At 54.7% G+C, this 13,095-nt stretch carries 9 protein-coding genes; 7 read left to right on the top strand and 2 right to left on the bottom strand.

Annotated features, from left to right (window positions below; genetic code table 11):
- The first annotated feature begins 148 nt into the window (after positions 1 to 148).
- Genes DWB63_RS08490 through DWB63_RS08475 form a run of 4 tightly spaced genes read left to right on the top strand, consistent with a single transcriptional unit; the run spans position 149 to position 6,644 of the window.
- Complete coding sequence (locus DWB63_RS08490; protein ID WP_128328400.1) at positions 149 to 3,211, top strand: GAF domain-containing protein; 3,063 nt, start codon at positions 149 to 151, stop codon at positions 3,209 to 3,211.
- Entirely contained in the window at positions 3,201 to 4,451 is a 1,251-nt protein-coding gene (locus tag DWB63_RS08485; RefSeq protein ID WP_128328399.1) for a response regulator, read from the top strand. Before DWB63_RS08490 ends, DWB63_RS08485 begins: the two co-directional genes overlap by 11 nt.
- A 9-nt stretch (positions 4,452 to 4,460) precedes the next feature.
- Positions 4,461 to 5,600, top strand: coding sequence for an HD domain-containing phosphohydrolase (locus DWB63_RS08480; RefSeq protein WP_128328398.1), 1,140 nt, complete (start codon positions 4,461 to 4,463; stop codon positions 5,598 to 5,600).
- Between the two features lie 9 nt (positions 5,601 to 5,609).
- Positions 5,610 to 6,644 carry an HD domain-containing phosphohydrolase gene (locus tag DWB63_RS08475; RefSeq protein ID WP_128328397.1) on the top strand — a complete coding sequence of 345 codons (1,035 nt, stop codon included), beginning with the start codon at positions 5,610 to 5,612 and terminating at the stop codon, positions 6,642 to 6,644.
- A 6-nt stretch (positions 6,645 to 6,650) separates the two neighbouring features.
- On the opposite strand, the gene DWB63_RS08470 is transcribed toward DWB63_RS08475, so the two are convergent.
- Both DWB63_RS08470 and DWB63_RS17520 read right to left on the bottom strand, forming a co-directional pair.
- The gene (locus DWB63_RS08470) at positions 6,651 to 9,233 is read right to left on the bottom strand and encodes a PAS domain S-box protein (protein WP_128328396.1); all 2,583 of its coding nucleotides are present in this window, start codon (positions 9,231 to 9,233) and stop codon (positions 6,651 to 6,653) included.
- Between the two features lie 64 nt (positions 9,234 to 9,297).
- Positions 9,298 to 9,429: a hypothetical protein gene (locus DWB63_RS17520; protein ID WP_277749740.1), complete on the bottom strand. Its 132-nt coding sequence runs from the start codon at positions 9,427 to 9,429 to the stop codon at positions 9,298 to 9,300.
- A 140-nt stretch (positions 9,430 to 9,569) separates the two neighbouring features.
- Between DWB63_RS17520 and DWB63_RS08465 the strand changes: the two genes are divergently transcribed.
- From DWB63_RS08465 to DWB63_RS08455, 3 genes are read left to right on the top strand one after another with little or no spacing between them, the layout of a single operon-like run.
- On the top strand, positions 9,570 to 11,171 hold the full coding sequence (locus DWB63_RS08465; protein ID WP_128328395.1) for an ABC transporter substrate-binding protein: 1,602 nt from the start codon (positions 9,570 to 9,572) through the stop codon (positions 11,169 to 11,171).
- A gap of 53 nt (positions 11,172 to 11,224) precedes the next feature.
- Positions 11,225 to 12,217: an ABC transporter permease gene (locus DWB63_RS08460; RefSeq protein WP_128328394.1), complete on the top strand. Its 993-nt coding sequence runs from the start codon at positions 11,225 to 11,227 to the stop codon at positions 12,215 to 12,217.
- On the top strand, positions 12,214 to 13,092 hold the full coding sequence (locus DWB63_RS08455) for an ABC transporter permease (RefSeq protein WP_241648752.1): 879 nt from the start codon (positions 12,214 to 12,216) through the stop codon (positions 13,090 to 13,092). The genes DWB63_RS08460 and DWB63_RS08455 overlap by 4 nt, the downstream gene beginning before the upstream one ends.
- The last annotated feature ends 3 nt before the right edge of the window (positions 13,093 to 13,095 follow it).

Raw genomic sequence — 13,095 nt, 5'->3', positions numbered from 1 at the left:
GCCGCGCCATGCAGCCGAAAACTTCGATTCACAAAGATACGCGGCCCGAATCGGGCAACCCATTATAATCTCTTTGAAACGCTTTATCTTCAGCCACAAACATGTATTGTTGCATTAAAGCAATACGTTCACAGCAGCGGGGGATAACGTGCACCGTTACGACGACATGTCAAAACAATCATTGATTGTTGAACTGGAAAGCCTTCGTCGGCGCGTCAGAGAGCTTGAAGACACTCCACTGCGCAACCTTCTGGAACAGACATCCCTGATCGGCATCGCCCTGGACTCCCAGGCCAGAATAACTTCCGCCAATGCCAACTTCCTGAAACTGACCGGCTGGTCCGAGACCGACATTCTCGGGCGGGACTGGTTTGACATGTTCATTCCTGCTGAGCGGCGCGGCCAAGCCCGCGAAGCGTTCAAACAAATCATGGACAACGCGGAGATAGGTGAATACGCCAGATTTGATAATGAAATCATTGCTCATAACGGTGAACACAAACGTATCAGCTGGTTCAACATGCTTACCATAAACACCGACGGGGTGATCCAAAATACCACCTGTCTGGGCGAAGACCTGACAGAGGAACGCAGGGCGGAGTCGGTCAAACTGGCCCGATTGAAGCTGTTGGAAAGCTCCACCTCAAAACCCCACTCGGAGTTGCTGGCCGAAACCATCGACATCGCCGAAGAACTGACAAACAGTAAAATCGGTTTTCTCCATTTTCTCGAAAGCGACCAAAAAACCATCTCCCTCCAGGCCTGGTCGTCGAAAATGACCAGCGGATCTTGTCTGCGAAAGGGGTCGGGGAAAAACTACGACCTGGATATGGCGGAAGTATGGACGGGCTGCATCCAAACACGCACTCCCGTCGTGCACAACGCTCCCCCACTCATGAAAGGAAAAAAGATACTCCCCGAAGGACACCCGGCCATTCAGCGCTTACTGGTGGTCCCCGTCATACGCGGCGGCAAGGTCATGGCCGTACTCGGCGTGGGTAATAAACCTGTCGATTACAATGCTACCGACATCAAAACCACATCGCTCCTTGCGGACCTGACTTGGGAAATCATCGAAGGGCGCCGACAGGAGGAAAACTCCAACCGCATGAGCCAGTTACTGACACAAGCACAGAACTTGGCCCAGGTCGGCGGTTGGGAACTGAATCTCATTTCCAACACATTCTACTGGACCGAAAGCATGTACCGGATTTTCGGGTACGCTTCTGATGAAATCCAAAACAACCATCAATTCTTCATGGAGAACATCGTCCACCCGGACGACAGGGAATTGATCGACACCGCCTTTGAAAGCATCTTTACCCAAAAACAAACCGTTTCCGTAACATTCAGAATCATCAGGAAAGACGGCAAGGTGCGGACCATGGAAGGCCAGGCCACCCCTGAACTCGACACAAAGGGAAAAATCATCCGCATCTATGGTGCAAACCTCGACATCACCAGACGCAATGAAATCGAAACGGAATTGCAGCAGAACCTCGCCCTTAACATGTCCCTTGCCAGGCTTTACCGTCCCATCGTGTCCTCGGGCACCTCGTTGACATCGGCATCCAACGCCTTTTTGAAGGAGGCCCAACGAATCACCGGCAGCGGGGACGGCTTTGTCAGTGCCGTCAACGATGACGGTGTGCTGGTCGTTCAAGCCCACACTAAGACCATGGACATGAACACCATGACCGACAAGGACAAAGACATCATTACTGCCCTTAACCCCAGCGACAAATCTTCAAATCCATGGGGACACGGCGTGAACACGCAACGCCCCCACATATACGACAATAAAAGCGCGCAACCCTCCGAACCGGAAGAGGTGGACGAACGCGCCAGCATACGAAACATGCTCGCCGTCCCGGTATTGCTCGGCAACGACCTTGTCGGCCAGATCGTCCTTGCCAACAAACCTGACGATTACAGCCGCCGGGACATGCAGATGGTCACTCGCCTGGCGTCATACTATTCGCTGGCCATACAACGGCTCATAAGCAAGAAGGCCCTGACTTCCCAAAGGGATCTGATGCAGAGCATCCTGACCGGCATACGCGCTGCCATCGTGCAAATCGATCCACAGACGCAGATCATTGAAACAATCAACGATGTTGCGCTCGAAATGCTTGGCGGTCCGGAGGAGGACTATGTCGGCAAGATCTGCGATGTCTTCTGCTGGAAGGCCAGGGATGCAAACGGGTTTCTGGATTGCCCCGTAAAAAAAAGGCCGGTGACGGACAAGGAGATGCCCATCAAGTGCCACGACGGGACCAATCTTCCCGTCCTGAAGACGGTGCTCAGGGAAACCATCAACGGCCAGGAAAAATTCCTGGAGGTCTTCTTTGATATCTCGGAACGAAAAGAACTGGAGCGACAGTTGGCGCTGGCGCAGAAACTGGAGTCCATAGGTCAGCTTTCAGCCGGCATTGCGCACGAGATCAACACCCCTGTCCAGTATCTCACCGACAACCTCAACTTTCTGTCGACTTCCTTTGAAACCCTGAAAGATATGGTCAACAGGCTCCATGGCTGCATATGCAAAGCGGAAAAAGACGGAACAGAACTGGTCATTGACGAAGAATGGCAACGACTCGACATGGATTTCATCCTCAAAGAAATTCCCATGGCCCTCAACCAATCAAGGGACGGGATAGACAGGGTGACCACGATTGTCCGTGCCATGAAACGATTTTCCCATCCGGGTATGGATAGCATGCAGCTTGCCGACATCAACGAGGCCTTGCAAACAACGGTCACTATCAGCAAAAACGAATGGAAATACCATACCAGCGTCGCCTATCATCTCGCAGAGGACATTCCCCTGGTGCCATGCCTGCTCAACGACCTCAATCAGGTGTTTCTGAACATCATCATGAACGCATCCCAAGCCATCGCAGAGGTGTTCGAAGAAACAAAGGAGCACGGAACCATCGATATCCGGACCTGGCATGACGACCACTGGGTATGTATCGAAATCAGCGACACAGGGACCGGGATACCCGAATCCGTTTTGCCGAGAGTTTTCGACCCATTTTTCACGACAAAAGAAGTAGGCCTTGGCACAGGCCAGGGATTAGCGTTATGTTATTCCATCGTTGTAGACAAACATCATGGGACCATAGATTTCACCAGTGAAGTCGGCGTGGGAACTACATGCACCATACGACTCCCATTACTTGGCGCAGGTACAACAAATGTCCAATAAAATTAGAATATTATTCGTTGATGACGAAACAAACGTCCTGGCCGCTCTCAAGCGGATGCTTCGCTCCATGCGGGAAACCTGGTCCATGGATTTCGCCGATTCCGGAGCTGCCGCATTGAACCTGTTCAAGAAAAAAAAATACGATGTGATCGTGTCCGACATCCGTATGCCGGGCATGGACGGCGCAGAACTGCTCAACAAGGTCAAGAACATGCATCCCGAAGTGATACGGATTGCGCTTTCCGGCCAGGTAGACCTCAACGAGGTCATACGGAGCATACGGGCGGTACACCAGTACATCTCAAAACCATGCCAGGCACAGGATTTGATAAACAAGATAGAAGGAGCCGTCAGGGCTCGCGACATCCTGACCGATCCGAAGATGCAGAGCTTGGCAACAGAGTTGGAGACATTGCCGGTCATCCCCAAGGTTTTTCAGGATGTTGAGACGGAATTGAAGCTCCCGGAACCTTCCATTGAACGGATCGCCAACCTGATATCTTCGGATGTGGGAATGGTCGCCAAGATACTCAAACTGGTCAATTCCCCCTACTTCGGCCTTCCCTCCTCCATTGACTCCATTTTCCAAGCCATAACCCTGCTTGGCCTGGAAACAATCAAGGCGCTCATACTGTCGACGCACCTCTTCTCAATGTATGATCACAACAAGCTGCCCAATTTCTCGCTCACCCTGCTCTGGGAGCATAGCTTCCGGGTTTCAACCATCGCCAAACTCATTGCCGAATGCGAAAAAGCAAAAAAGTCCACCGTCACCGAAGCCCGAATGGCCGGACTGCTCCACGACATAGGAAAACTCATACTGGCCAGCAGTTTCCCGGAAAAATATGCCGAGGTGATCAGGAAGGCGACACAGTCGAAGATATCCCTGTGTCAAAGTGAAATGGAAGTCTTCGGCACCACTCATGCCCAGATTGGGGCATATCTGATGGGCCTTTGGGGAATGTCAGGAGAGGTTGTCAGGGGCATCGGCCTTCATCACAAACATACGCAGTACGACATGAGTGTTCCAATGTTCTTGTCGGTGGCCAACACCATAGACCATCATTTCGTGACCATTCATCCCGACTACTTCAAACAGGGTATGACAAAAGGGTTGCTGCCTGAAGGCAGGCAAGAGGAGCTGCTCAAAAAATGGGTAAGCTATGTAAAGGACAATTGGAGCGACATGGATCACTTCAATCCAATCGACAACGAAGCTTTAACTCGGCTCTTCTCCTAGGAGATCGGAATGACAGCCAGAATCCTGTTAGTGGATGACGAACCCAATGTGCTCTCGTCGCTGAGAAGACAACTTCGCAGTGAGTTTGACGTCGAAGTCGAGGAAGATCCTGCGCTGGCATTGCTTACACTTAAAAAGGGCAAACCTTTTGCTGCAGTTGTCTCCGACTTCCGGATGCCCAAGATGAACGGCATTGAGTTTCTGCAGGAGGTCCGCAAGAAATCTCCCGAGACAACACGGATGATGCTGACCGGATATGCGGATCTTGAAAATGCCATCCGGGCGGTCAACGACGGCAATGTCTTTCGATTCCTCACCAAGCCCTGTGAAATGGATGTACTCCTTGAAAACATCAAGGATGCGGTGAAGCAATACGACCTGGTCACAAGCAAACGCATACTGCTGGAAAAGACCCTCAAGGGAAGCGTCGAACTGCTCAACGAAATCACGTCGCTGGTCAACCCCGAAGCCGGGGCCAGGATAAACCGGGTGCGCCGGTATGTGCGCTATCTGGCCGAAAAAATGGAAGTGAAGGATATGTGGCGGTACGACATCGCCACCATGCTGTCGCAGCTTGGCACGCTCATCCTCCCTCCAGGCACGCTGGACAACCTCATCAAGGGCACTGAGATGACGCCGGAACAGGTTCAGATGTTCGAGATGCATCCCGGCATAGCACAAAGCCTGATTTCCAAGCTGCCCAGACTGGAATCCATAGCGGAAATGATAGCGTATCAGCTCAAGGGATATGACGGATCAGGAACCCCGCGCGACGCCGTTACCGAAGACAAAATTCCGCTTGGCGGCCGAATCCTGAGAATCGCTCTGGATTATGACTTGCATCTGCAACGGGAAAAGGTCTCCAAAGATGCCTACGCCAAACTTGAAGAAAACATAGAGGCCTACGACCCCGAACTGATGTATTATCTGGAAGGGATGCTCGGTGTCGAAGCACACTATGTCGTCAAGGAAGCATTGCTTGCAGACCTTCAGCCGGGCATGATCCTGCATGACGACGTCACTTCCAAGCAGGGTGCGATGCTCATCAGAAAGAGCCTTGAACTGGACAAAGACAAGATCGACCGCATTCACATGTTCGAGAACACGGTCGGCATCCGGCAACCCATTCTGGTTCTCACTGCCGAATAAGGAAACGCAATGCGTCCGGAAACACCTCACGACTATACCAACGAGCGTATCCTTTTTGTGGACGACGAACCCAAGGTTCTTGACAGCTACAGACGGAGCCTCCGCACCCGCTTCAAGGTATCGACCGCACTGGGCGGCAAGGCAGCCTTGGAACTGCTGGAGGCCGAGGAACCGTTCACCGTCGTGATTTCCGACATCAAGATGCCCACCATGGACGGCGTCGAACTGTTGTCCAGAATTCAAGCCCGCTATCCCGACACCATTCGAATGGTCCTGACTGGCTATGCAGACCTTGAAACCTCCATCAAAGCGGTCAATCAGGGGGATATTTTCCGTTTTCTCACCAAACCCTGCGACACCGGGGAACTGGAAAACGCCGTCATAGCGGGCATCCGGCAACACAGGATGCGGCGGGCGGCCCAGGAGCTGGCCGTCATGCGCCAGATCAATGAAGGCATGGAAGGGACACTCAAGGCCTTCACCCGCCTGGTCGAATTTCGTGACCCATACACCGCCGGGCACATGGAAAGGGTCGCCGACATTTCCTCTCTCATCGCGACCCGGATAGGACTGGATGCCGACAGCATCAGGGGATTGCACTTTGCGGCACTGGTGCACGACATCGGCAAAGTGGCGGTGCCTGCCGGCATTCTGAACAAACCCGGTTCCCTCAGCGATGCGGAATTCGCCATCATCAAGGCGCATCCCCTTGTAGGCGCGGAGATATTCCAAACCCTGAAAACGGATTGGCCCATTACCCGGATAATCCGGGAACACCATGAACGCCTTGACGGGACAGGCTATCCGTCCGGGCTTCGTGAGGATGAAATCCTGCTCGAATCACAGGTACTGGCGGTTGCCGACGTCATAGACGCCATCCTGACCAACCGGCCCTACAGGCCGACCCTGGGACAGAAAGAGGCCATCAATATCCTTGAACATGCAAAGGGCACCCAACTCAATGCCCGTTGCGTGGAAGCCGGCATCAAAATCATCCTGCAAGGGCTTGTTTTCGGCGACACCTTTTCCGGGAGCAAGGCCTAGCCGTTCTCACCCCTGAAACGGCAACTTGATAATAAAGGTCGATCCCTTGCCCTCTTCGGTCAAGACATCGATGGTCCCGCCATGCATGTTCGCGACCACATTGTGCGTAATGGCAAGCCCCTGCCCGGTTCCCTTGCCGACCTCCTTGGTGGTGAAGAAGGGGTCAAACGCCCTTTTCAGGACCGCCTTGGACATGCCTGTCCCAGTGTCAGATACTTCAAGAACCGCCATGTTCCCTTCCGCGTAGGTCCTGAGCTTCAAAACGCCCTTTTCCTCTGACTTCGGACCGAGCTTGCCCACTATGGCATGAGCTCCGTTGATTATGAGATTGAGCACGACCTGCCCCACCTCGCCCTTGAGGCAGTTGACCGGCTTCAAATCGCTGGAAAGATCCATTTCCATCTCGGCCACATACTTCCATTCATTACTGGACACTGTGGCCGCATTCTGGACAATCTCATTGAGATCATGAAGGCTCTTGGCAACTTCTCCGGGATGCGCCAGTTGCTTTACCGACAGGACAATCTCCGCAATCCGCTTCAGTCCCACCTCTGATTCACTGATGGCCTGGGGAATATCCTGGGCGAGGTATTGCAACTCCTTGTCATCCAGAAACGTCTCTGCCCTTTCGAGCAGTTCCTTGTGCCCGACCCCCTGCCTTATGGCCTCAACGAGTCCGGCATACTGTTCAAGCAGACCGAAGAGCGTTGCGAACGACTCGCCCAGGAAATGGGTATTGGTAATGACGTATTGGGTCGGCGTATTGATTTCATGGGCAATGCCTGCCGCCAGCTCGCCAATGGATTCCAGCTTCTGGGCCTGCCGCAATTGTGCCTCGGTAACAAGTTGTCGGGATATGTCGCGAGCCACGCCCACATAGCTGATTATTTCGCCCTGTCTGTCGCGGACCGGCCCGATGGTCGCTTCTTGCGTGTACCGCTCTCCGTTTTTTTTCTTGTTGACGTACTGTCCGTGCCAGATGTTGCCACTCAGCAGCGTGTTCCATAGATCGTCATAAAATTCGGTCCCCTGTTCTCCGCTTTTGAGGATTCTCGGATTTTTCCCTATGGCCTCCCTTCGATGATACCCGGTAATCCTCTCGAATGCGGGGTTCACGTAGGTAATGGTTCCGGAAGGATCGGTGATGATAATGGCCTCCGCTGCCTGATCGATGGCCGCCGTCAACCGCTTGTGCTCGGACTCTGCCAATTTGATCTTGGTGATATCCGTAAACGTGATGACATGGCCAATGACCATAGCATCACGACTCTTCAAGTCCACAATCTGCCCCAATGTCCATATATCGTCACCCTCGGAGGCCAGGCGAAACTCCAAGCGATCAGTGACTACGGTTGACGACCCGAACCACTGTTCGACCAGGAAATCCCTATCGCTTTGATGTATCCGGCTGAGCCAGCCACGTCCCGCCAACTGGGCAGCCCCGCAATGCGTAAGCTCATGCATGCGCTCGTTGGCGTAGAGAAGGTTCCCTCCCATATCCACAATGACGATACCGACCGGGGACGCCTTGGTTATGCCCCTGAACCGCTCCTCTATCTCCTGTTGCGCTTCCTTTGCCAGGTGCCTGGCCGTAACGTCGTTGCCTATGCAGAGCAACTCCTTCAGGCTGCCGCCCGCTTCCTTCTTTTTGACAGTCCAGGAAATCCACTGCACACGACCGTCCACAATGGGGAGAGGCAGTTCGTAAGGGCCTTCCCCTGTCCCGAAGAACTCCAGAACCTGCTCCAGGCTGCTCTCCTCTTCACTGGAGGAGGTGCCGGACAGAACCAACATGGCATCTGCCCCCTCGGGCTGACACTCCTCTGAGCCAAGGTATTTCTGCGCATAGCTGTTGGCGAACGTGACAAGACCGTCAGCACCTATGCGGAGGATGAGAGTATTAGCCCCCTCAACAAGGTCACGATATTTCTCTGCACTTGTTTTGAGTTCCTGAATGATAGGTTCACTGAGCTTGAAAAACAGGCCGACCCCCAACAGGGTAAGCAGAAGCCCCAATCCGAAAATGCTGAAATTTGCCTGGAAAAATGGTCCCTTGATTTCATCGATATTGATCTTGGCCACAAGCCCCTGTGCTCCCGCCACTCCTTCCAGCGGGGTAAACGCCGCCAGAACCTCGACGCCCTGGTAATCGGGCGCGATGATCGTGCCGGATTTCCCCAACAGGGCTTGCTGCATGGGAACGGCAACGGCCGAGTCCATGGGAACGTTCGCCAAAGGACTGAATAATGGCACCTTTTCGCCGTTGACAACGAGAAAACGGATCGAAGAGCCGTTCCGCTCGGCAACGGTAAAATCACCGCTGCTGCTGTCTGTCTGAATCCGTCTATACGCCCTGACCAAATGATTCAGGACGTCATCGATGTCATCCGTCCCCGTAGCCCCTTCATGGGCCACAGTTCGCAATTCAAAGATAAGGCTTGCCTGGCTCTGGACGATTTCATTCAGCCGTTTCCGCTGTTCTTCAAGCGAAGTCCTGTAGAGCAACCAGGTGCTGAACATGGAGATGATTCCGACCAACATGGCCATGAGTATGGCGAGCATGACAAAACGGTGCTTCTGCTTCAGCATAGATATCCCCCAATGAAAGCCTATACCAAGCCGACGCCATTTGTCACCTCCCATCCTTGAAATATTACTCAATGATATGCTGTGCCATGATGCCCAGGACCTGGGAGACCCGCACATGGATGGACCGCCCCACACGGCATCGGGCGTCAGACTCGCCCTTCTGAAAAAACGGGCCCGTCCGATTGGAATCCGGCATGGCGGCAACCTATTCAGCATTATATCAATACGGGCCATGATGCATACAATCTATTAATTGATGCACTTTCATTGACACCTTTTTTTTATTCATGCTACTTGGCGCAATCAGATTATATTTTTGTACCCAAAGGAGTCTCTATGCCCTGCTCGAAACTGTACCCGCTTGGCCCTATCGCCACACTCGCACTCATGGTTTTCATGGGGCTTGTCCTTTTAAGCCCATCGGAAGTCCTGGCCAAGGATACCCTGACCCTGGCCGTCAAGGGTGAACCAGCCGAGGGGTATGACCCGACCCTGGGTTGGGGAAGATACGGCAGCCCGCTCTTCCAGAGCACCCTGCTCAAACGTGACGAGAGCCTGAATATCGTCAAGGATCTCGCCACCCGATATGAGTTGTCCGGTGACGCCCTTGTCTGGACCGTGACCATCAGGGATGACGCCAAGTTTTCCGACGGGACACCCCTTACAGCCGAAGATGTCGCATACACCTTCAACACGGCCGCCCAGGCCGGAGGCAAGGTCGACCTCATGAGCCTGGACAAGGCCGAAGCAAAAGGCATGACCACCATCCTCTTCAAACTCAAGAAAGGCGACTCCACCTTCGTCAACAGGTTCATCAGCCTGGGTATCGTACCCAAGGCGTCCCACGGCCCGGAGTACGCCCGCAAGCCCATCGGTTCCGGCCCCTACAGGATGGTTGAATGGAACGAAGGACAGCAGATGATCGCCGAAGTCAACCCGCACTACTACGGCGAAAAGCCCTTCTTCAAACGGTTGGTCTTCCTTTTCACCGACGAAGACACCTCCTTTGCTGCCGCAAAGGCCGGCCAGGTGGATGTCGTCGTTGTCCCCCAGGCATTGGCCGTGCAGACCATTCCGGGCATGAAACTGCACCCCGTGAAGAGCGTGGACAACCGGGGACTGATGTTCCCGATCCTGCCCGACACGGGAAAAACCACCGACAAGGGTGCCCCCATAGGCAACGATGTCACATCAGACATCGCCATCAGGAAGGCCATCAACACGGTCATCGACAGGAAATCCTTGGTCGAAGGCGTACTGGAAGGCTTCGGCAGCCCCGCCTACGGCGTCTGCGACGGCCTGCCCTGGGACAACCCCGCCAACAGGATTTCGGATGCCGATCCTGAAACCGCCCGTAAAATTCTGGCCGATGCCGGATGGAAAGACACCGACGGGGACGGCATTGTGGAAAAGGACGGCCTGAAGGCGGAGTTTACGATCATCTACCCGGCGGACAGAAGTATCCGTCAATATCTGGCCCTGGCCTGCGCCGACATGATCAAGAATATCGGCATCCACGCCCAGGTCGAGGGCAGGCGCAGTTGGGATGAAATTCATCAACTCATGCATTCCAATGTCATCGTCTTCGGATGGGGCAGCCACGACCCCATTGAAATATATCGCCTTTACAAGGGCAGCCTCGCCGGGACCGGGTCAAACAACGCCGGGTTCTACTCCAACCCCAAAGTGGATGAATATCTGGACAAGGCGATCAGCGCAAAGAGCTATGACGAATCGCTCGAATACTGGAGAAAGGCGCAATGGGACGGCAAAACAGGCTTCAATGCCCATGGCGACGCCCCCTGGGCTTGGCTGGTAAATCTTGACCACACCTACTTCATCAGCACGCATCTGGACGTCGGCGTCTCCCAGGTGGAGCCCCACGGTCACGGTTGGCCCATCACGGCCAACATTCAGAAATGGAAATGGATCGACTAGGACTTGAACGGGTGGCGCGGTCATGATCGCGTCACCCCTTCAGGGGAACAAACATGAACACAACGACATCTTTTTGCCTCAATAAAAGCGGCAAATTTGCCCTGACCCTGACCATGGTGGCAATCCTCGCCTTCACCCTGGTCTCCCTTTCACCCATCGATCCGGTTACGGCCTATCTCGGAATGGACAGGATACAGGTCAGCACGGCTCAGGAGCAACTGATCATCGAACGCTGGGGGCTGGACAAATCCGCACCGGAACGTTTTTTTCACTGGGCCGGAAACGCCCTATCCGGCGACCTCGGCCAGTCCATGATCTTCAACGAACCGGTCACCAAGGTCATCGGGAAACGCTTCATCACCTCGCTGTGGCTCATGGCCTCCGCCTGGATCATATCAGGAGTGCTCGGCTTCGTCCTCGGCGTCCTGGCAGGCACGAACCGGGGTTCTCTCATTGACCGATGCGTTCGCCTCTATGCCTATACCCTGGCTTCGACCCCCTCCTTCTGGCTTGGACTGGTGCTCCTGTCGATTTTTTCCGTCTCGCTTGGCCTCACCCCGATCTGTTGCGCGACTCCGCCCGGCATTTCCCCGGCGGACGCCACCTTTTGGCAAAAGCTGTACCACCTCATCCTGCCAGCAGCCACCCTGTCCGTACTCGGCGTCGCCCAGATCGCCCTGCACACCCGCGAAAAAATGATAGACGCCATGAACAGCGACTATGCCCTTTTCGCCTTTGCCCAAGGGGAAACACGCACTGGCGTGGCCTGGCGGCACGCGCTTCGCAATGTGGCCCTGCCTGCGGTCACCCTCCAGTTCGCCTCCCTGGGCGAACTCTTCGGAGGTTCGGTGCTTGCCGAGCAGGTTTTCTCCTATCCCGGCCTGGGAAAGGCCACAGTCGAGGCGGGGATTCGCGGGGATGTCCCCCTCCTCCTGGGCATCACGCTGTTCAGCGCCATCTTCGTCTTCTCCGGCAACCTCATTGCCGATCTTCTCTACGGTGTTTTCGATCCCAGAATCCGCATCGGTTCCGAGGAGGCACGATGACCGGTCACAGCGCAACGCTTCCCATGCACATGGGCACTCTTTTAGACAAGCTTCGCCTTGGTGACGCCCGGCACAGAGCCGTATGGGTCCTTGGATTCTGTATCGTCTATTTCGCCACGCTGACCCTGGCGGCCCTCTGGATGAGCGACTCAGGACTGGGCACGGATTTCCTGCACCGCAAGCTGGCCCCATGCCTGGAGTACCCCTTCGGAACGGATTGGCTGGGCCGCGACATGCTGGTCAGAACCGTAAAAGGGTTGTGCCGAAGCCTGTCCATCGGACTCCTGGCCGCGACGATCAGTTCCCTGGTTTCCGTGATCCTGGGTCTTGCGGCGGCCACGCTCGGCCCGAAAACCGATGCCGTGGTTTCGGCCATCATCGACCTGGTCATGGCCACGCCCCATCTGGTCCTGCTCATTCTCGTTTCCTTTGCCTGCGGCGGCGGAGCAACGGGCGTCATCATCGCCGTGGCGGTATCCCATTGGCCCAGACTGGCCCGAATCATCCGGGCCGAAGTGCTGCAGCTGCGAAGCGCCGAGTTCATCCACGTGGCCAAAAAAATGGGGAAAACGCCCTGGTGGATAGCGCGCAGACACATGCTGCCGCACATCTTCCCCCAATTCGTCATAGGGTTGATCCTGCTTTTCCCCCATGCCATTCTCCATGCCGCCGGACTGACCTTTCTCGGATTCGGCCTTTCGCCCCACAATCCGTCCATCGGCATCCTGCTGGCAGAATCCATGCGGCACCTGTCCACCGGATACTGGTGGCTGGCCATTCTTCCGGGCCTTTCCCTGGTCGTCACGGTAAAATTGTTCGACGTTCTGGGCAACAATCTGCGGATCATAACCGACCCCAGAACCAGTCAGGAGTAAGAG

Source organism: Pseudodesulfovibrio sp. S3 (genome assembly GCF_004025585.1).
Lineage (GTDB): Bacteria > Desulfobacterota > Desulfovibrionia > Desulfovibrionales > Desulfovibrionaceae > Pseudodesulfovibrio.
This window is presented reverse-complemented; position numbering and strand designations above follow the sequence as displayed.